The organism is Pigmentiphaga sp. GD03639 (genome assembly GCF_029845405.1).
GTDB classification, from domain to species: domain Bacteria; phylum Pseudomonadota; class Gammaproteobacteria; order Burkholderiales; family Burkholderiaceae_B; genus Pigmentiphaga; species Pigmentiphaga daeguensis.
Genome location: NZ_JAOCLR010000009.1, coordinates 169,871 through 187,995 on the forward strand (window position 1 = coordinate 169,871; position 18,125 = coordinate 187,995).

At 62.5% G+C, this 18,125-nt stretch carries 18 protein-coding genes; 8 read left to right on the forward strand and 10 right to left on the reverse strand.

Annotated features, from left to right (window positions below; translation table 11 throughout):
- Positions 1–37: 37 nt before the first annotated feature.
- The 3 genes from tgt to N5K27_RS12575 form a co-directional block, all read right to left on the reverse strand.
- A complete protein-coding gene (gene tgt, locus N5K27_RS12565; RefSeq protein ID WP_087837033.1) occupies positions 38–1,171 on the reverse strand; it encodes a tRNA guanosine(34) transglycosylase Tgt in 1,134 nt (377 codons plus the stop codon).
- Positions 1,168–2,193: a tRNA preQ1(34) S-adenosylmethionine ribosyltransferase-isomerase QueA gene (queA, locus tag N5K27_RS12570; RefSeq protein ID WP_087837032.1), complete on the reverse strand. Its 1,026-nt coding sequence runs from the start codon at positions 2,191–2,193 to the stop codon at positions 1,168–1,170. The genes tgt and queA overlap by 4 nt, the downstream gene beginning before the upstream one ends.
- Positions 2,194–2,332: 139 nt before the next feature.
- Entirely contained in the window at positions 2,333–3,103 is a 771-nt protein-coding gene (locus N5K27_RS12575; protein ID WP_087837031.1) for an enoyl-CoA hydratase-related protein, read from the reverse strand.
- A gap of 132 nt (positions 3,104–3,235) precedes the next feature.
- On the opposite strand from N5K27_RS12575, the gene N5K27_RS12580 reads away from it, so the two are divergent.
- Entirely contained in the window at positions 3,236–4,060 is an 825-nt protein-coding gene (locus N5K27_RS12580; protein WP_243724407.1) for an IclR family transcriptional regulator, read from the forward strand.
- Between the two features lie 20 nt (positions 4,061–4,080).
- On the opposite strand, the gene N5K27_RS12585 is transcribed toward N5K27_RS12580, so the two are convergent.
- The 7 genes from N5K27_RS12585 to N5K27_RS12615 are packed head-to-tail and all read right to left on the reverse strand — an operon-like array spanning position 4,081 to position 10,457.
- Positions 4,081–5,241, reverse strand: coding sequence for a CaiB/BaiF CoA-transferase family protein (locus N5K27_RS12585; protein WP_087837029.1), 1,161 nt, complete (start codon positions 5,239–5,241; stop codon positions 4,081–4,083).
- Positions 5,238–5,687 (reverse strand): PaaI family thioesterase, encoded by a 450-nt coding sequence (locus N5K27_RS12590; protein ID WP_087837028.1) that lies wholly within the window; start codon positions 5,685–5,687, stop codon positions 5,238–5,240. The genes N5K27_RS12585 and N5K27_RS12590 overlap by 4 nt, the downstream gene beginning before the upstream one ends.
- Positions 5,688–5,715: 28 nt before the next feature.
- A complete protein-coding gene (locus N5K27_RS12595) occupies positions 5,716–6,678 on the reverse strand; it encodes a tripartite tricarboxylate transporter substrate binding protein (protein WP_087837027.1) in 963 nt (320 codons plus the stop codon).
- 59 nt (positions 6,679–6,737) lie between these two features.
- Positions 6,738–7,505 (reverse strand): glucose 1-dehydrogenase, encoded by a 768-nt coding sequence (locus N5K27_RS12600; protein ID WP_087837026.1) that lies wholly within the window; start codon positions 7,503–7,505, stop codon positions 6,738–6,740.
- Between the two features lie 25 nt (positions 7,506–7,530).
- Complete coding sequence (locus N5K27_RS12605) at positions 7,531–8,013, reverse strand: MaoC/PaaZ C-terminal domain-containing protein (protein ID WP_087837025.1); 483 nt, start codon at positions 8,011–8,013, stop codon at positions 7,531–7,533.
- A 37-nt stretch (positions 8,014–8,050) separates the two neighbouring features.
- A complete protein-coding gene (locus tag N5K27_RS12610; protein ID WP_087837024.1) occupies positions 8,051–9,196 on the reverse strand; it encodes an acyl-CoA dehydrogenase family protein in 1,146 nt (381 codons plus the stop codon).
- 34 nt (positions 9,197–9,230) lie between these two features.
- Positions 9,231–10,457, reverse strand: coding sequence for a CaiB/BaiF CoA-transferase family protein (locus tag N5K27_RS12615; protein ID WP_087837023.1), 1,227 nt, complete (start codon positions 10,455–10,457; stop codon positions 9,231–9,233).
- 174 nt (positions 10,458–10,631) lie between these two features.
- On the opposite strand from N5K27_RS12615, the gene N5K27_RS12620 reads away from it, so the two are divergent.
- From N5K27_RS12620 to N5K27_RS12650, 7 genes are all read left to right on the forward strand, one after another.
- Positions 10,632–11,426, forward strand: a complete 795-nt coding sequence (locus N5K27_RS12620) for an enoyl-CoA hydratase-related protein (protein WP_087837022.1) — start codon at positions 10,632–10,634, stop codon at positions 11,424–11,426.
- Positions 11,427–11,645: 219 nt separating this feature from the next.
- Positions 11,646–12,809: an acyl-CoA dehydrogenase family protein gene (locus N5K27_RS12625; RefSeq protein ID WP_243724408.1), complete on the forward strand. Its 1,164-nt coding sequence runs from the start codon at positions 11,646–11,648 to the stop codon at positions 12,807–12,809.
- Positions 12,810–12,820: 11 nt separating this feature from the next.
- Entirely contained in the window at positions 12,821–13,897 is a 1,077-nt protein-coding gene (locus N5K27_RS12630; RefSeq protein WP_087837020.1) for an acyl-CoA dehydrogenase family protein, read from the forward strand.
- Positions 13,898–13,920: 23 nt separating this feature from the next.
- Positions 13,921–15,135 (forward strand): CoA transferase, encoded by a 1,215-nt coding sequence (locus N5K27_RS12635; protein WP_087837019.1) that lies wholly within the window; start codon positions 13,921–13,923, stop codon positions 15,133–15,135.
- Complete coding sequence (locus N5K27_RS12640; RefSeq protein WP_087837018.1) at positions 15,132–15,917, forward strand: enoyl-CoA hydratase-related protein; 786 nt, start codon at positions 15,132–15,134, stop codon at positions 15,915–15,917. Before N5K27_RS12635 ends, N5K27_RS12640 begins: the two co-directional genes overlap by 4 nt.
- Positions 15,917–16,951, forward strand: coding sequence for an NADPH:quinone oxidoreductase family protein (locus tag N5K27_RS12645; RefSeq protein WP_243724409.1), 1,035 nt, complete (start codon positions 15,917–15,919; stop codon positions 16,949–16,951). The genes N5K27_RS12640 and N5K27_RS12645 overlap by 1 nt, the downstream gene beginning before the upstream one ends.
- Positions 16,948–18,084 (forward strand): NADH:flavin oxidoreductase/NADH oxidase, encoded by a 1,137-nt coding sequence (locus tag N5K27_RS12650; RefSeq protein ID WP_087837017.1) that lies wholly within the window; start codon positions 16,948–16,950, stop codon positions 18,082–18,084. The genes N5K27_RS12645 and N5K27_RS12650 overlap by 4 nt, the downstream gene beginning before the upstream one ends.
- Positions 18,085–18,125: the final 41 nt, after the last annotated feature.

Here is an 18,125-nt window from a genome sequence, read left to right on the forward strand (position 1 = left end):
CTCCTGGTTGGCCACGACGGGGCCGGGAGGTGGAATTCTAGACGCCACGGGCCCGGTTGGCGGCGAATTCCGCCCGCCAGGACGCGAAAACGCCGCCGGCGATGGCATCGCGCATTTCCTGCATCAGCTGCAGGTAATAGTGGAGGTTGTGGATGGTATTGAGCCGCGCCCCCAGGATCTCGTTCGACCTGAACAAATGGTGCAGGTACGAGCGGGAAAAGTTCTGACACGTATAGCAGCCGCAGGTTTCATCCAGCGGACGGGTGTCGTCGCGATAGCGCGCGTTGCGGATCTTGACGTCGCCGTAGCGGGTGAACAGCCAGCCGTTGCGGGCGTTGCGCGTGGGCATCACGCAGTCGAACATGTCCACGCCGGCGGCCACGCCGTCCACCAGGTCCTCGGGCGTTCCCACGCCCATCAGGTAGCGCGGGGCGTCCTGCGGCAGCCGGGGCGCCACGTGGGCCAGGATGCGCAGCATGTCTTCCTTGGGCTCGCCCACCGACAGGCCGCCGATGGCATAGCCATGGAAGCCGATGTCCTTGAGGCCCGCCAGCGATTCGTCGCGCAGGGTCTCGTACATCCCGCCCTGGACGATGCCGAACAGCGCGTTGGGGTTCTCCAGCGCGTCGAATTCATTGCGCGAGCGGCGCGCCCAGCGCAGCGACATCCGCATCGAGGTGGCCGCCTCGTCCACGGTGGCCGGCCGGCCGTCGATGGCGTAGGGCGTGCACTCGTCGAACACCATCGCGATGTCCGAATTCAGGCTGCGCTGGATGCGCATCGATTCCTCGGGCGTCAGCATCAGCCGCGCGCCGTCGATGGGAGAGGCGAAGCGCACCCCTTCCTCGGTGATCTTGCGCAGGCCCTCCAGGCTGAACACCTGGAAGCCGCCCGAGTCCGTCAGGATGGGCTTGTGCCACTGCATGAAGCCGTGCAGGCCCCCGTGGGCATCGATGATCTGCGTGCCCGGCCGCAGCCAGAGGTGGAAGGTGTTGCCCAGCACGATCTGCGCGCCGACCTCGTCCAGCTCGTAGGGCGCCATGGCCTTGACCGTGCCATAGGTGCCCACCGGCATGAAGATGGGCGTCTCGACCACGCCGTGGTTCAGCGTCACGCGCCCGCGGCGGGCCTGGCCCTCGGTGGCCAGGAGTTCGAATTTGAGTCCGTTCATCGTTCTATAAACATCGCGTCGCCGTAGCTGAAGAAGCGGTAGCGCTGGGCCACGGCATGGGCATAGGCGCGGCGGATGGGGTCCATGCCCGCGAACGCCGAGATCAGCATCATCAGCGTCGACTTGGGCAGGTGGAAATTGGTGATCAACGCGTCCACCACCCGGAACTCGAAGCCGGGCGTGATGAACAGGCGCGTGTCGCCGCGCGTCTCGCGCAGCGGCCAGTGGGTGGCGGCGGCCGACTCCAGGGCCCGCACGCTGGTCGTGCCCACGGCGACCACCCGGCCGCCCGCGGCGCGGGCCTGCGCGATGGCGTCCACGGTGGCCTGGGGTAGCGTATAGAGTTCGCTGTGCATCACGTGTTCGGACAGATTGTCCACCCGCACCGGCAGGAAGGTGCCGGCGCCCACGTGCAGCGTCACGAAGGCGGTGCGCACGCCCTGGGCGCGCAGTGTCGCCAGCAGGGCATCGTCGAAGTGCAGCCCCGCCGTGGGGGCGGCCACCGCGCCGGGTTCGCGGGCGTACACCGTCTGATAGCGGGCGTCGTCGCCGGTGTCCGGCGTGTGCGTGATGTAGGGGGGTAGCGGCGTCTGGCCGTGCTCGGCCAGCAGTTCCAGCACCGGGCCGGGGAAGCGCAGGTCGAACAGGTCGCCCTCGCGGCCCAGCATGGTCACGTCGAAGGCGCCCGCCAGGCGGATCGTCGCGCCGGCCTTGGGCGACTTGCTGGCGCGCAGGTGCACCAGCGCGCGGTCGGGTTCGGTGATGCGTTCGACCAGCACTTCCACCTTGCCGCCGCTGCTTTTTTCCCCGAAGAGGCGCGCCTTGATCACCCGGGTGTCATTGAAGACCAGGAGATCGTTCGGGCGCAGCAGGCCGGGCAGGTCGGCAAACCGGCGGTCGTGCAGCCCGCCTTGCGCATCCAGGTGGAGGAGGCGGCTGGCGGTGCGGTCGGCGGCGGGGGTCTGGGCGATCAACTCGGGCGGAAGTTCGTAGTCGAAATCGTCGAGAGTGAGATCTGGCACGGGTAAGACAGGGTTGGGAAAGCGCACGGCAACCCACCATCATAGCCTGGAATCGGCGCCTGTCCGGACGGCCGCCAGGCCGGCGGGCAGTGGGGAACCGGCGATAGGCGACGCTTGCCCCCGGCCCTTCCCCGCCAACTCATTCATCCTTGAAGCAAGCCTTGCGCTTTTCGATGAACGCCAGCATGCCTTCCTTGGCATCGCCGGTTTGAAGCGCGAGCGTCAGCAAATCGCCTTCGATCCTGAGCGCATCGTCCAGGCCGCGCTCCGCCCCTCTCGCGACCGCTTCCCGGGCGAGGGCGGAGGCGGCAAGGCTGAAGCCCGTGAACGAAGCCAGGAAATCCACGCCCGCTTCGATCGGGTCGCTGCCTTCCGACAGCCGGTCAACCAACCCCATGCGATAGGCTTCGTCGGCATCGACCGTCCGTCCGGAAAGAATCAGATCGAGCGCGCGCGATTCGCCGACGAGGCGCGGGAGTCGCTGCGTGCCGCCGTATCCGGGTATGAGGCCGAGTTTGATCTCCGGCAAGCCCATCCGTGCTTGCTTCATCGCGACCCGGAACGTGCACGCCAGGGCGATCTCGAGTCCGCCCCCGAAGGCAAAGCCGTTGATCACGGCGACAGAGGGGATGGGGAGCGTGCCGACGCTGCTGATGATGGCTTGCGCTTCCGCAATGGCCTTCCTGCTTGCAGAAGCAGAGCGTTCCATCATTTCCTTGATGTCGGCGCCAGCGCAGAAAGCCTTGCCGCCGGAGCCGGTGATGAGCAATCCGCGCGCCGCGGATTGCCGGATCTGCCCGATGACATCCCTCAAATCGGACAGCAGTTCAAGGCTTAACGCGTTGAGGGCCTCCGGGCGGTTCAACGTTGCGATCGCAATCGCTCCACGATACTCAAGGGTAACCAGCATGTGCGTCTCCAAAGCGAAAAAAGGGACTTTCAATGTTCACGGCAAGGCGGAAGAAGGGGGTGTGGGCGACTTAAACGCGTTAAACTGAGATCGCTCTGCATATCCGCATCTTCTCTGGATTCGACACGGGACATGACGCAGTTGACGAATACTGGAAAAAATCCAAAGCGTGAAGATGTGATGCCTGGCGAGGCAGGATCGTCGGGGCCCCGGTCCCTGATGCGTCTGTTGAACATATTCCACTCCCTGGCCAAATCCGGCGATAGCATGTCGCTTGCCGAGTTGAGCGCCGCGTTGGTCTCTCCCAAGAGCAGCCTGCTTTCTCTCCTGAGGCCATTGGTGCAAAGTGGCTTCTTGACGCAAGCCACGGGCCGTTACAGCCTGGGGCCGAAGGCGTTCCAGCTTTCGCTCGACATACTTTCTGTCCGTACCTTCTCCAAACTGATACGCACGTTTCTGCTGGAGCTTGCCGAGAGGAGCGGCGAAAGTGTCTACCTCGCCACCATCGACCGCACGGTCGGTCTGTGCAACTACGTGGAAATGATCGAGAGCCAGGAAGCCGTTCGCTATGCCGTCCCCGCGGGTACCTCCCGGCCCCTGTTCGTGTCTGCCGCCGGCCGCGCCCTGCTGGCTTTCCAGCCGCCGGAATGGCGTGACCGGTACATCAAGTCGACCAAGATGGTCGGTCCGGTGACCAAGGCCGCTATCGACAAGGCCTGGCTCAGGGACGAGCTCGAGCGGATCCAAAGCACAGGTATCGCCATCAGTCTCGGGGAAGCGGTTTCTGGCGCTTCCGGTATTGCCGCGCCCATTGTTTCCAACGATGGCACGGCGACGCATGCGTTGATGATTGCCGGCCCTACCGAGCGTTTCCAGAAGGCTCTTCCTGATTTGAAGAGGCTGATGCTGGAGGTCGCACCGCGAGCCTCCGACGTACTGCGCGACGTTCGCAATTGAGGCAGCAGGCCCGGCGTCGATCATCCTTTCAGCAATTCCTCTCTTGATCGCGCCTTTTCGGCGCCCAGCCACTCTGCAAGAACTGCCCTGCCTGTCTCTTTGGTCGGTTTCGCCGGCGGAACGGGAAGCCCGTTGCCGGTACGAGAGAATCGCGGCGCCGCCGCCGGCTGGGTGATTCCGTCCACCGTCACGAAGGTCCGGCGAGCCTTGAGGTGGGGGTGCTCCGGCGCCTCGCTGGCGCTCAGGACCGGCGCGAAGCAAGCGTCCGTACCTTCCAGCAGCCTGCACCAATAGTCGCGATCCTGGCTTTTGAATCTGGCCTTCAAGGCGGCCGCCGCCCGTCGACGATAATCGGGAGCCTCCCGGCGGCCGAGCGTCGTTGCATCGATCTCCAGACGCTCGAGAAGATCTTGATAGAACTTGTCTTCGATCGGCGCGACCGACACCCAGCATCCGTCGGCACATTCATACACGTCGTAGTAGGGGGCGCCGGAATCGAGGATGTTCTCTCCCCGGGGACCGAGCATGCCCGCTTCATGCATGCCGAAAACGGAGGTTGCCAGGGCGGCCGTGCCATCGACAATCGCGGCATCGACGATTTGTCCTTGTCCGGAATTGCGTGCCTCGAGGATGGCAGCAAGAATTCCCAACGCCAGATAGAGTCCGCCGCCCGCATAGTCTCCCACCAGATTGAGCGGCGGCGTGGGCGGTTGCTTTTCGCGCCCGATCCAGCTCAATACGCCGGTCAGAGCGATGTAGTTCAGATCATGTCCGGCTGCTCGAGCCAGGGGACCGTCTTGCCCCCAGCCCGTCATCCGGCCGTATACGAGGCGTGGATTGCGGGCAAGACAGATCTCCGGCCCCAATCCCAGCCGCTCCATCGTGCCGGGACGAAAGCCTTCGATCAGGGCATCCGCTGTTTCAAGCAGTTCCAGCACCAGCTCCTTGCTCGCCGGATCCTTCAAGTCGAGTGCGATGCTTTGGCGATTGCGCAAGAGCAGGTTGTATTCGAGCGGTCGCTCGATGCCCAGGCCAGGCGGGACCGGCCGATCTATCCTCAGTACCGTCGAGCCCATGTCGGCGAGGGTCATGGCTGCCATCGGCGACGGGCCTATGCCCGCAAATTCGACAATCCTGATTCCCTTCAAGGGGCCGCTGGCAATACCGGTCGTCGTTGTCATTGCTGTCCGGCGCCGGTCGTCTTGGCTACCGCCCGAGGGGGGCCGCTGTCGAAATAGAGTCCTCGACCGCTGGCGATCGGGCGGCCTTGGTCATCGGCAATGCGCGTTTCCGCAGTGATCAATTGCTTCCCCATGTGAACGACCTGCGCACTGGCGCGCAAGACCCCGGAGCTGGCGGCCCGGTGATAGTCCACGCTAAGGTCGATGGTCGGGACCGGATAGCCAAGGCGTGCTGCAATGGCGTAGTCGCCGGCCGTATCGATGAGCGATGCCAGGACACCGCCGTGTATCGAGTTGCGTTCCGGACTGGATACGAGGTCGAGACGCCAGGGAACCTCCAGCATGAGCCCATCGGGGCCCAGATGGGCAACTTTGACGCCGATCCATCGATTGAAGGGTGACCGGTCCACGATCGCCTGCATTTGTTCCAGGGTGTCGATAGCCATTGCATGCTTCCTCTTCGATCTTGCAGGGCTAGTCGATGCGTGCGTTGTTGGATTTGATGATCCTGTCCCATCGCTCATGTTCGTCAGCGATGAACCTGCCATATTGGACTGGCGTGCCGTGCTTCGGTTCGGCTCCCTGTTCTGCAAGGCGAACCAGTAGATCCTTGTCGTTCAGGGCCGTTTGAATGGCCGCGTTGAGCTTGGCGACGATTTCGGGTTTGGTGCCCGCCGGGGCCACGATGCCTGACCAGGCGCCAAGTTCCAACGGCTTGCCGACAACCTCGGAGAGGGTGGGGACATCCGGCAGCCCGCTCATGCGCTTTTCCGTGCCCACTGCCAGGGCGATCAGGCGCTTGTCTTTGATGAATGGGATCACTCCCGCGGAGGTGCCCGCATAGAAATCCACCTGTCCGCTTGCGACGTCGGTGACGGCGGGGGCTTCGCCCTTGTAGGGAACGTGAGTTGCGGACCCCCCGATCGCTTGTAGCAGGAGCAGTGCGGAGAGGTGGGTGATGTTGCCGTTCCCGGCGGACGCGTAGTTCAACCTTCCCGGATTCGCCTTGATGGCGGCGATGAGGTCCGACGCGCTTTTGTACGGGCTCTTCGGTGATGCCACCAGGATGATCGGGAGGCTGGCCGTGAGAGCAACGGGCTGAAAATCCTTGTAGCTGTACGGAAGCTTCGTGTACAGCGAAGGACTCAGGATCAGGGCGGACGTGTTGTAGAGGAGCGTGTAGCCGTCAGCCCTGGATTTCGCGACCTGGTCGCTGCCGATATTGCCGTTGGCGCCGGTCACGTTGTCGACGAAGACCTGTCCTCCCATGGCATCGCCCATTTTCTGGGCAATGCCGCGGGCAATGACATCGGTCCCTCCGCCGGCGGCAAATCCAAGGACCAGGCGGATCGGGCGCGACGGATAGGTTTCTTCGGCGTGGGCGGCGTTGGACGCCATGAGGAGGAGAAGGGGAACCGTCTTGAGAATCGTCTTCATGCCGTTTGTCTCGCATTCATTGGGAACCGGTGCTGCCAGGTGAAAGGGGGCGGACGGCGCTAGCCCGCCATCGTCAGCCCACCCGAGACCGAAATCACCTGACCCGTAATGAAGGACGCATCGTCCGAGGCCAGGAAGCAGACGGCACCGACTACATCTTCCGGCTGGCCCAGGCGGCCAAACGGAATCGCTTTTTCCAGCGCACCGCGCAGCTTGTCTCCGCTTTCGCCTTCCCCGGCAAAATCCTTGAACAGTGCGGTGTCGGTCGGCCCCGGGCAGACAACGTTGACGTTGATCTTCTTGCGCGCGGTCTCGCGGGCGATGGTCTTGGTGAAGGCGATGATGCCGCCCTTGCATGCCGAGTAGACGGATTCTCCCGAGGAGCCGACCCGGCCGGCATCGGAGGCAATGTTCACGATGCGTCCATGACCGCGTTCGAGCATACCTTTGAGCACCGCATGATGGAGATTCAGCGGGCCGACGAGATTGATGGAGATCAGCTTCTGCCAAAGGGCCGGCGTGGTGTTGACGAAGCGGTCCGCGTGATCCCAGCCGGCGTTGTTCACGAGCACGTCGACGGGGCCGAGCGTGGCCTCGATCCTGGCGACCGCTTCATTGACGGCATCGTGATCGGTGATATCGACCGCGCAGCCGATGGCTGTTCCTCCGTTCGTCTTGATCCCTTCCACGACTTCGTCGGCACTGGCCGCGTTGAGATCGAAGATGGCGACTTTGCTGCCTTCGGCGGCGAATCTTGCAGAAAGCGCCGCGCCGATGCCGCCGGCTCCGCCGGTAATGATGACGACTTTGTCCTTGAGTCCTCGCATGGCTTTCTCCATTGCAAAAAAGTTGCTATCTCGCTGCGTCTCGGCACTTCAGCATCCGCAGCGGGGTGTAGGTCAAGGCGACCGTGCCGTCCTGCTTGACGACCTTGTTGCGGGTACGGACCAGTGCACGGCCCGGCCGGCTATTCGAACGGCGGGATTCGATGACCTCGCACTCCACATGCAAGGTGTCGCCGGCAAACACTGGCGAATGGACGGTAAGCTCCATGTTGATGAACGCGTAGCCCGTCTTCTGCATCGTCGATTGGGCGAGCAGGCCTTCGGCCATGCCGTAGATGAACGCCCCCGGGGCAATACGGCCCTTGATGTCCGACTCGTTCCTGACGAACTCCATATCGGTGAACAGCACCTCCGTCATGTGAATGACGTTGATGAATGCGCAGATATCGGCGTCCTGGACGGTGCGGCCGAGCGTCTTGAATTTCCTCCCGAGCGGTAGATCCTCGAAGTACAGGCCAAGACCGACGGTGGGGATGTCTTCTTCACTCATGGTTTTACCTTTACTGTTGGCGGTGCCTGGCGTCCGTCTATCGGCGGGAAGGACGGCCAAGCAACCCGTTGGCGACGATGTTGCGTTGGATTTGATTGGTGCCTTCGATGATCTGAAGAACTTTCGCGTCCCGGAAGTATCGGTTGATCGGGTACTCCGACGAGACGCCGGCGGCGCCGAACATCTGCACCGCGTCGGTTGCCACACGCATCGCGGTGTCCGTGGCAAAGCACTTGGCCATGGCGGCGACCGGCGCCAGCGCGGCAGCGGGTTCGCAGGCATCCACCATCGATGCGGCGCGGTAGACCAGGTTGCGCGCGGCCTCGGTCTGGATCGCCATGTCCGCCAGCATCCATCGGATGCCTTGGAATTCCGAAATGGACTGGCCGAAGGCATTGCGGTTGGTGATGAACTCGATGGCGTGGTCGATGGCGCCCTGGGCCAGTCCGACACCGCGAGCGCCGATCAGCGGACGGCTGGCATTGAAGGCTTCCATGACGGCGCGGAAGCCGCCTCCGAGCAGGTTTTCGTCGGGGACGAATACGTTGTCGAGGAAGAGCGGGCAGGAGGGAACGCCGCGTGCGCCGATCTTGTCTTCTTTCTTTCCGACCGTGAATCCCTCGGCGTTTTTCTCGATGATGAACAGGCTGATTCCGTCCTTGTCGCCATCGTTGTACTTGGCCGCCACCAGGACGAAATCCGCGATGTCGGAGTTCGTGCACCAGATCTTGGCGCCATTGATCCTGTAGCCGCCCTCCACCTTTACGGCGCGGCAGCGGATGCTGCCGACATCGGACCCGCTCTGCGCCTCGGTGGTGGAAAACGCGCCGCGGATCTCTCCGGCAGCCAGGCCGGGCAGCAAGCGCTGTTTCTGGGCCTCGGTGCCGCCAGCGAGGATTGCTCCAAAAGGCACCCACTGGACGAGAAGGAGGTAGGCGGTGTTGTAGCAGACACGTCCCAGTTCCTCGATGGCAACGCATGCGGACAGCATGCTGTTGGCGCCGCCATAGACCTCGGGAAAAGGCAAGGTGAACAGTCCCAGATCCTTGAGCAGGGCAAACATGTCGTGAGGGTATTCGGCAGTCCGGTCGATTTCCTGCGCGCGTGGAGCGACGCGCTCCCTGGCGACGCGGCGGATGAGATCCTGGACCTGGCGTTGATCCTCTTGAAGTTCGTAGGTCATTTGTGCGGGTTCCTTGGGCGCTTTGCGCCCCGCTTCATTCAATCGTGCCCTTCTTGCGCAGTGCTTCCAGGTCGCTGGCGGCGAGGTCCAGGATCTCGCCAAGAATTTCGTCGGTGTGCTGGCCGCGCTGTGGCGGCGCATACCGGTATTCGATCTGCGTTCCCGAAAGCCGGATCGGGTTGCGCACGGTGCTCACCATGCCTCCCGCTACGTGCGGCATGTCCACTCTCATCTGGCGATGGACCACCTGGGGATGTTGGAATACCTTGTCGTAAGTGTTGATCGCACCGGTCGGGACATCGCAGTTTTCGAGACGCTTGAGCCATTCCTCGGTGGTATGTTCTGAAAAAGTCTTTTCAAGCTGCTGGACCAGCGCCGCCCGGTTTTCATTGCGGCCCGACATGATCTGGAATCGAGGATCCCGCGCCAGGTCGTCGCGTCCCAGGATCGAGCAGATCGCCTGGTATTGGGCATCGTTGCCGCAAGCCACGATCAGGTGGCCGTCGGCAGTCTTGAAGATCTGGTAAGGCGTGAGGTTGGGGTGGGCGTTCCCCCAGCGTCGGGGAATCTTGCCGCTGGTGAAGTAGCTGACGATCTGGTTCGAGCCGAAATGCACGATCGTGTCGAGAAGCGCGATGTCTATATGCTGTCCACGACCTGTTTCGTGGCGACTCTCTATCGCGGAAAGAATGCCGATCGCGGCGTTCAATCCCGTGAGCACGTCCGCCACCGCGATCGAGGTTTTCATCGGGCCGCCTCCGGGCTTGTCATCGGCTTCGCCGGTGATGCTCATGAGTCCCCCTTCGCCCTGGAAGACGAAGTCGTAGCCAGGACGCGACGCGTAGGGGCCGGTCTGTCCATAGCCCGTGACCGAACAGTAGATCAGCCTGGGATTGACCTCGCGCAGGTCTTCATACGACAGGCCGTAGCGCTTGAGGTCTCCGACCTTGTAGTTCTCCACCAGGATGTCCGACTTCGCCGCCAGGGTGCGAACCAGCGCCTGGCCTTCTTTCGTGCTGAGATCGACCGCAATCGAACGTTTGTTTCGGTTGGTGGACGTGAAGTACGCAGAGTCCTCCGTATTGTCGCCCTGGCCGTCTTTGGTCCACGGCGGGCCCCAATGACGCGTGTCGTCGCCTGCAACGGGGCGTTCCACCTTGATGACGTCGGCACCCAGATCGGCAAGCATCTGGGTGCACCAGGGGCCGGCCAGGACGCGCGTCAGGTCGAGGATGCGGAGATGTGAGAGAGGTCCAGCCATGTCTATCTGCGATGTGAGTAGGGCTTTGTTCCGAGGGGCGGCCGCACTGTCCGGGGCGGGGGACTATTCCTGATTCGTTCTTATATATGAACGATGTTCGTAAATATACACTGACGAAAGGTTCTATGCCATGATTCGTTGAATATTTTTTGCCACGACAACCGAGGAGCAGACATGGGCGAGTACAGCGACATCATTTACCGTCAGGACGACGGCGTTGCGACGATCACGATCAACCGTCCCGGGAAATACAACGCCTTTCGAGGCAAGACCTGCGACGAGATGATCGACGCTTTCAACCGCGCCGGGTGGGACAGGTCGGTCGGCGTGATCGTCCTGACGGGGACGGGAGACAAGGCGTTTTGCACTGGCGGCGACCAGTCGGCGCACGATGGCGGATATGACGGCCGAGGCATGATCGGGCTTCCTGTCGAGGAACTGCAGGGGTTGATCCGCGAAGTGCCCAAGCCCGTGATCGCAAGAGTCAACGGTTATGCGATCGGCGGCGGCAACGTGCTGGTCACGTGTTGTGATCTGGCCATTGCGTCAGAGACCGCAATCTTCGGCCAGGTCGGCCCCAAGGTCGGCTCGGTGGATCCAGGGTTCGGCACTGCGCTCCTTGGCCGAGTCGTCGGCGAGAAGCGTGCGCGCGAGATCTGGTTTCTATGCCGTCGCTACCAGGCGGCGCAGGCTTTGGAAATGGGGTTGGTGAACGCGGTCGTGCCGGCGGATCAACTGGATGCCGAGGTGAAGCGTTGGTGTGACGAGATCCTGGCCTTGAGCCCGACGGCGATTTCCATCGCGAAGCGCTCGTTCAATGCTGACTCCGATTCGATTCGCGGTATCGGGGGACTCGGCATGCAGGCGCTCAGCCTTTATTACGGTACGGAAGAGTCGCATGAGGGTGTGCGGGCGTTCCTGGAAAAGAGGAAACCCGAGTTCCGGAAATATTACGAAGGCAAGGAATAAGTTCCGCCTTGTCGGGCGGGCATGCCGTCGCCTCCGTCCTCTCATCCAGGAATCTCCGCCGGTGGCCTGGTTTCTGTTGACAGGGTGCTCGTTAGATTTAATAATATGAACAACGTTCATAAATATGAACGAATGAACGCCTGGCAAGCTTTCCAGAAGAATTTTTTCGGAGACATTTCGGCGGAGCCGTACCCCCGGCAACGCCGATGTACGAAACACGTGAAACTCACTAACTTCATTCCGCCAATCGCAGAGCTGGCGCCGAAGCTGGCCGCCCTGCGCCGACAGGCCCGCGACTTTCTCGCGGACGAGCATGCATCGGGCGGCTATACCCGTACAGCTGCCGGATGGGATCGCTACGATCCCGCGTTCAGCCGCAAAGTCGCCGCCAAAGGCTGGATCGGGATGACGTGGCCAAGGCAATATGGTGGCCAGGAGTCCTCCTACCTGGAACGCTATGTGGTGGCCGAGGAGTTGCTCGCCGCCGGTGCGCCGGTGCGCGCGCATTGGCTGGCCGATCGCCAGATAGGACCGCTGCTACTTGCCGTGGGGACCGAGAAGCAGAAAAGCGAAATCCTGCCCCTGATCGCCAAGGGAGAGTGCTACATCTGTGTCGGATTGAGCGAGCCGGATTCGGGTTCCGACCTGTCTTCCATCCGGACCAAAGCGACCAAGGTCGATGGCGGGTGGCTGGTCGAAGGCACCAAGGTCTGGACCAGTTATGCGCATATGGCACACAAGATGAATCTGTTTGCACGAACGAGCGCGCGAACCGAGGCGGATCGGCACGCGGGTGTCACACAGTTCATGGTGGACTTGAAGACCGAAGGCATCACTATTCGCCCGATCTACAACCTCGCGGATGACCACGATTTCAACGAAGTCATCTTTGACCGGGTCTTCCTGCCGGAGGATGCCGTGATCGGCAAAGTAGACGGCGCATGGAGCCAGGTCACCGGCGAACTTGCCCATGAGCGCAGCGGCTCCGAGCGATGGATGAACGCCTACGGTCTTCTCGTTGCATTGGTGGATCACATCGGGAAGGGTGCGACCGAATACGATGCCGAGCAAGTGGGACGTCTCGTTGCCCACCTCTCCACACTGCACCAGATGTCTTTTTCCATCGCGGGGCTCCTGGAGCGGGGCGAATCGCCCATGGTGGAAGCGGCCCTGGTCAAGGACCTGGGCACTCATCTGGACCAGGAGATTCCCGCCGTGGCGCGCCGCGTCGTCCCCGAGTGGGCGAGGGCCAGCCTGGATCCGGCCGACGGTTTCCACGACATGCTCGCCAGGGCCATCCTCTATGCCCCGTCGCACACGATACGCGGGGGTACTGCGGAAATTCTCCGCGGGATCATCGCACGTGGGCTTGGACTTCGCTGAGACGGCACCCGATGACTACCGAACGCGAACTGTTATTGGACCCCGCAAGACGTCTTTTCGGGGATTACTGCACCCGCCAGGCCATCGAAACGGCAGAACGAGGAGGGTGGCCAGAAGCTGTCTGGACGGCTCTCGAAGATTCCGGACTGACTCTTGCGGCCACGGCGGAAGCGCGCGGCGGACCGGGGTGCGACCTGGCCGATGCATTCTCCTTGTTGAAAGTCGCCGGCGCCTATTCCCTGCATGCCCCCTTGGCTGAAACGCTGCTGGCCGAGATGCTGCTGTCGGCGGCTGGCCTGCCGCCCGTGGAGGGGCCGGCCACGATTGCGTCCACGCCAGCGGGAGCACAGGTGCAATTGCACAGGGTGAATCGGCAGTGGCGACTCAGCGGGGTGGCGCACCGCGTTCCCTGGGCGCGGCATGCCTCTTCTGTCGTCCTTACCGCGATGCATGAGCAAAAGCCGGCGACCGTCGTGGTCAGAAAGCCGGCCGTCCGGCACCAGGCGGAGAATTTTGCCAACGAGCCGCGCGATACCGTGGATTTCGGCGATGCCATCGTTGACGAAGGCGATGTGGCGATCGAGCGCGGGATGTCGCCCGGCGAAGTCCACGCGTTTGGCGCGCTGGCGCGGGCATGTGCCATTTCCGGCGCTCTTGAGACCATTCTTGATAGTTCGGTTACTTATGCCCAAGAGCGGATCCAGTTTGGCAAACCCATTGCGAAATTCCAGGCTATCCAACAGCAGGCGGCCGTTCTTGCAGGTGAAGTGGCAGCCGCCTCTGCGGCTGTGCAAGCCGCCGTCGAGGGCCTGACCGAACAGGCCTCTCCGTTCGCCATTGCGGTCGCCAAGGTCCGGGCTTCCGAAGCCGCCGGCATCGTCAGCGCCATCGCCCACGAAATTCACGGGGCCATGGGATTCACCAAGGAGCACGCGCTGCACCTGTCGACCCGGCGCGTCTGGTCCTGGCGCGAGGAATTCGGAGACGAGCGCGAATGGGCCGAGTGGATTGGACGGCATGTCGCGACGCTGGGCGGCGAGGCGCTTTGGAGCGTGATCGCCCCCATTCCCGCGCCGTTTTCCAAATAGGAATTTTCGGAGCCGAAGTCCTCATGTCAGCAGCTACGCAACCCACTCTTCATCCCGGTCCCTTTGCGGGGGTGAGAGTTCTTGATTTCACAAACATGATGTCGGGGCCGTATTGCACCCGTCTGCTTGCGGACCTGGGTGCAGAAGTCATCAAGGTCGAGCCACCGGAAGGCGATCACAATCGCTCGAGGCGTCCTGTCCGCAATGGCTACAGCAGCTTCTTCGGGCAGTTGAACGCCGGCAAGAAATGCGTCGTGCTCAATCTCAAGAGCGCTGCGGGCGTTGCCGCCGCCAAAGCCCTGGCGCAGAAGTGCGACATCGTGGTGGAGAATTGGCGGCCGGGTGTTGCCGACCGTCTTGGCGTCGGCTACAAGGCGCTTTCCGAGGGGCGATCCGATCTGATCTATTGTTCCATTTCGGGTTTTGGCCAGACCGGCCCCAAATCATTGCGCCCGGCCTATGCTCCCATGGTGCATGCGGCCTCCGGCTTCGATCATGCGCAAATGGGTTACCAGAAGGCGGATCAGCCGGCCAACACCGCCACCTTTACCGGCGATTTGTTCGGCGGGATATCCGCCTTCAGCGCCGTCCAGGCTGCGTACATCCAGCGTCTGCGCACGGGCAGGGGCCAATACCTGGACGTTTCGCTATTCGACGGTATGCTGAACATCCTGGTCTATGAAGTTCAGGAAGCGCAAGCGCCCACCAACGAGAAGGTGCGTGTCTACCAACCTCTCAAGACCATCGACGGCCATATCGTGCTGGCTCCCACCAGCCAAAAGAACTTCGAGCTCCTGGCCCGGTCCGTGGGCCATCCGGAGTGGATCGAAGATCCGCGGTTCTCCCGTACGCGCGCCAGGGAGGCGCACTGGGGCGAACTGATGGATCTGATCGGAGAATGGACGAAGGTCCGCACCGGCCTTGAATGCGAGGACCACCTTCTGGCCGACGGCGTGCCGTGCAGCCGCTATATGACCGTCGCGGAGGCGATCGCCGATCCCCAGGTCGTCTACCGGGGTTCCATGACGAAAGTGGTGGATCCGGCGGGCAGCTACCTGATCCCCAATGCCCCGTTCGCCATGCCCGGTACGGATGCGGCGCCGAAGCCGCACATCCCGCAGCTGGGCGAGCACGGCCAGGAAATCCTGGGCGGACTGCTGGGATATGCGCCCGCGCAAATCAAACAATGCGCGGCACGCGCAAGTACCCGACCTACTGCGGAAGAGACCGAGTCATGAGCGAAGACAACCTGATCTTGTTCGAGGTCGATACGGACGGCATTGCCGTGCTGACCCTGAATCGTCCAGAAAAGTACAACGCCTTCACCAAGGCAATGATCATCCGGTGGAACGCGATCCTCGAAGAGGCGGCCGAAGACCCGGCGGTGAAGGCGATCATCCTGACCGGCGCCGGGAAGGCGTTTTGCACCGGCGGCGACGTCAATGCCCAGAAAGAGCGCGCGAACAACGATGCGCTCGAACGCAAGGATTTTCTTTTTCGCCACGTGCACAAGATTGCCTTCGCGCTTGAACGAATGGACAAGCCTGTTATTGCCGCGGTCAATGGCACCGCGCGCGGTGCAGGCATGGATATGGCGCTGATGTGCGATCTGCGCATCATGGCGCAGACGGCAACCATGGCCGAGAGCTACATCAACGTCGGGCTGATCGCGGGGGACGGGGGCACCTGGTACTTGCCGCGCCTGATCGGAACCGCCCGGGCGCTGGAGTTGTGCTGGACCGGCCGTGTCATCGATGCGGCCGAGGCCGAGCGCATCGGCCTGGTCAATCGCGTCGTCCCGGAAGGCGAGGCATTGAACGCCGCCAAAGAACTTGCGCGGACCATCGCGGCGCAGCCCTTCGAGGCGGTGCGTGCCTACAAACGCTCCATCTACCAGGGCATGACGATGACGCTCGCATCGCATCTGGACATGGTGTCGTCCCATACCTCCATCCTGCGCGAGACGCCCGACCACCGCGAGCGTGTGGCGGCATTTCTGGACCGCAAGAAGAAGGCCTGATGATGCGTGCCCTTGTCTGTACGGCCTTTGGAGAGCATGGCTCCGGCGAACGCGGGTCTTATTCGCCTGCGTCCCTGGCGGTGAGTGATGTCGAGACACCCGTGCCGCAGGCGGGCGAGGTGCTTGTCCAGGTGCACGCCGCGTCCGCCAATTTTCCGGATCTCTTGATGCTGGACAATCTGTACCAGCATCGTCCCGCCCTGCCGTTCATTCCAGGCTATGAATTTTCCGGCGTGGTCGAAAAGATCGGGCCCGGCGTGACGGGTATCGAACCCGGCGATGCCGGTGTCGCCATTACGCGCTCGGGGGGCTTTGCCGAGTCGGCCGTGGTTGCCGCCGATCGATTCTGGAAGCTTCCCGCGGGCATGGACATGCGGCATGCCGCTGCATTCCCGTTGGCCTATGGCACCAGCTACCACGCGCTCAAAGACCGTGCGCAGCTTGCCCGAGGGGACATTCTGCTCGTTCTTGGCGCCGCCGGCGGCGTGGGCATCGCCGGCGTCCAACTTGGAAAGATGCTGGGGGCCACGGTCATTGCCTGCGCGTCATCGGACGACAAGCTGAAACGGTGCACCGAGTGCGGCGCCGACTACACCATCAACTACGAGAAAGACGACCTGCGTAGCGCGATCAAGGCGATTGTTGGCGAACGTGGTGTCGATGTCGTGCTCGACCCGGTCGGGGGCAGGTATACGGAGGCAGCCTTCAGGAGTCTGGGCTGGAACGGAAGGCATCTGGTGGTGGGTTTCACGGCCGGGGAGATTCCGCGCCTGCCACTGAATCTTCCCCTGCTGAAAGGCGCTTCCGTGATCGGCGTGTCATGGGACACGTATTCCAGGAAATTCCCGGAAGGCGGGGCCCGGAACATCCGGGAACTGGCCGAAGCCATCGCCGGCGGAAAGCTGCTTCCCGCCATTGCTTCCGAGTATCCGCTGGAGAAGGCGAAAGAGGCCTTGGAAGATGTTCGCGAGCGCCGAGTGATAGGAAAGGCGCTGGTCATTTGTCGATCGGATATGAAACTCTTGCCCCAATGAAAATCCCTCTGCTGTTTACCCCGTTGACCCTTCGTGACGTCACGATTCCGAATCGCGTGATGGTGTCCCCCATGGCCCAGTACAGCGCGGTGGACGGCTTCATCACGGACTGGCATTTCGCCCATTTCGCCAAGTTCGCCATGGGCGGTGCGGGGCTGGTCTTCGTGGAGGCGACCAAAGTCGAGCGTCGGGGCCTGGGCACCGTCGGTGACATGGGCTTGTGGAAGGACGAGCAGATAGCGCCGCTCAAGCGCCTCACGCAGTTCATCCGTGCGCAGGGGTCGGTTCCCGCGATCCAGGTCAATCATGCGGGGCGCAAGGCGGGGACGCTCAAGCCGTGGGACGGATTCGGTCCGCTCGATCGTTCGATGCCAGTTGAAGGCGAGGAGCACTGGGAGGTGATCGGCCCCAGTGCGACAAGCTACCTGGAAGGATGGCCCATCCCCCGTCCCATGTCCAAGAGCGACATAGCCGATGTGGTCGATGCATGGGTCGCCACGGCGCAGCGTGCCGAGAAGGCCGGATTCGACATTCTCGAGGTTCATGGCGCGCATGGCTACCTGATCCATCAATTCCTGTCCCCGGCCTCCAACCATCGAACGGATGAATACGGCGGCAGTCTGGAAAACCGGATGCGATTCGCCCTGGAAATTTCGCGGGCGGTGCGCAAGGCCTGGCCGGAAGGCAAACCGCTGTTCTTCCGTGTTTCTTCGGTCGACGAGGGCGGCTGGACGATCGAGGACTCCATCGTACTGGCCAGGGAACTGAAGAAGTGCGGCGTGGATCTCGTCGACTGCTCGGCGAGCGGCATTGCGATCCGCTCTCCGACTGCTTCGCGCAATGTCGCCAATCGCGGATTTCAAGTGCCGTATGCCGAAGCGATACGACGGGACGCGGGCATCGCTACTGCCGCGGTGGGCCTGATCATCGATGGGCCGCAGGCGGACGAGATTCTTCGACGGCAGCAGGCCGATCTGATCGCAATCGGCCGCGAAATGCTCTATGACCCGTTCTGGGCCGCCCACGCAGCCCATGCCCTGGGCTACGACGCCGAGTTTTCGTTGATGCCCAAGCAGTATGGGTGGTGGTTGAATCGCCGAACCAAATCCGGTTTCACAAAAGACGCCAAATGAGCCATCTCTGTGCCCTGAGCAAGCGTCATACAACCTAGGAG

Excerpts from the sequence above, each read along its gene's own strand:
- tgt (WP_087837033.1), bottom strand. The coding sequence starts at position 1,171 with ATGAACGGACTCAAATTCGAACTCCTGGCCACCGAGGGCCAGGCCCGC.
- N5K27_RS12575 (WP_087837031.1), bottom strand. The coding sequence starts at position 3,103 with ATGCTGGTTACCCTTGAGTATCGTGGAGCGATTGCGATCGCAACGTTG.
- N5K27_RS12580 (WP_243724407.1), top strand. The coding sequence starts at position 3,236 with ATGACGCAGTTGACGAATACTGGAAAAAATCCAAAGCGTGAAGATGTG.
- N5K27_RS12585 (WP_087837029.1), bottom strand. The coding sequence starts at position 5,241 with ATGACAACGACGACCGGTATTGCCAGCGGCCCCTTGAAGGGAATCAGG.
- N5K27_RS12590 (WP_087837028.1), bottom strand. The coding sequence starts at position 5,687 with ATGGCTATCGACACCCTGGAACAAATGCAGGCGATCGTGGACCGGTCA.
- N5K27_RS12595 (WP_087837027.1), bottom strand. The coding sequence starts at position 6,678 with ATGAAGACGATTCTCAAGACGGTTCCCCTTCTCCTCCTCATGGCGTCC.
- N5K27_RS12600 (WP_087837026.1), bottom strand. The coding sequence starts at position 7,505 with ATGCGAGGACTCAAGGACAAAGTCGTCATCATTACCGGCGGAGCCGGC.
- N5K27_RS12605 (WP_087837025.1), bottom strand. The coding sequence starts at position 8,013 with ATGAGTGAAGAAGACATCCCCACCGTCGGTCTTGGCCTGTACTTCGAG.
- N5K27_RS12610 (WP_087837024.1), bottom strand. The coding sequence starts at position 9,196 with ATGACCTACGAACTTCAAGAGGATCAACGCCAGGTCCAGGATCTCATC.
- N5K27_RS12615 (WP_087837023.1), bottom strand. The coding sequence starts at position 10,457 with ATGGCTGGACCTCTCTCACATCTCCGCATCCTCGACCTGACGCGCGTC.
- N5K27_RS12620 (WP_087837022.1), top strand. The coding sequence starts at position 10,632 with ATGGGCGAGTACAGCGACATCATTTACCGTCAGGACGACGGCGTTGCG.
- N5K27_RS12630 (WP_087837020.1), top strand. The coding sequence starts at position 12,821 with ATGACTACCGAACGCGAACTGTTATTGGACCCCGCAAGACGTCTTTTC.
- N5K27_RS12635 (WP_087837019.1), top strand. The coding sequence starts at position 13,921 with ATGTCAGCAGCTACGCAACCCACTCTTCATCCCGGTCCCTTTGCGGGG.
- N5K27_RS12640 (WP_087837018.1), top strand. The coding sequence starts at position 15,132 with ATGAGCGAAGACAACCTGATCTTGTTCGAGGTCGATACGGACGGCATT.
- N5K27_RS12645 (WP_243724409.1), top strand. The coding sequence starts at position 15,917 with ATGATGCGTGCCCTTGTCTGTACGGCCTTTGGAGAGCATGGCTCCGGC.
- N5K27_RS12650 (WP_087837017.1), top strand. The coding sequence starts at position 16,948 with ATGAAAATCCCTCTGCTGTTTACCCCGTTGACCCTTCGTGACGTCACG.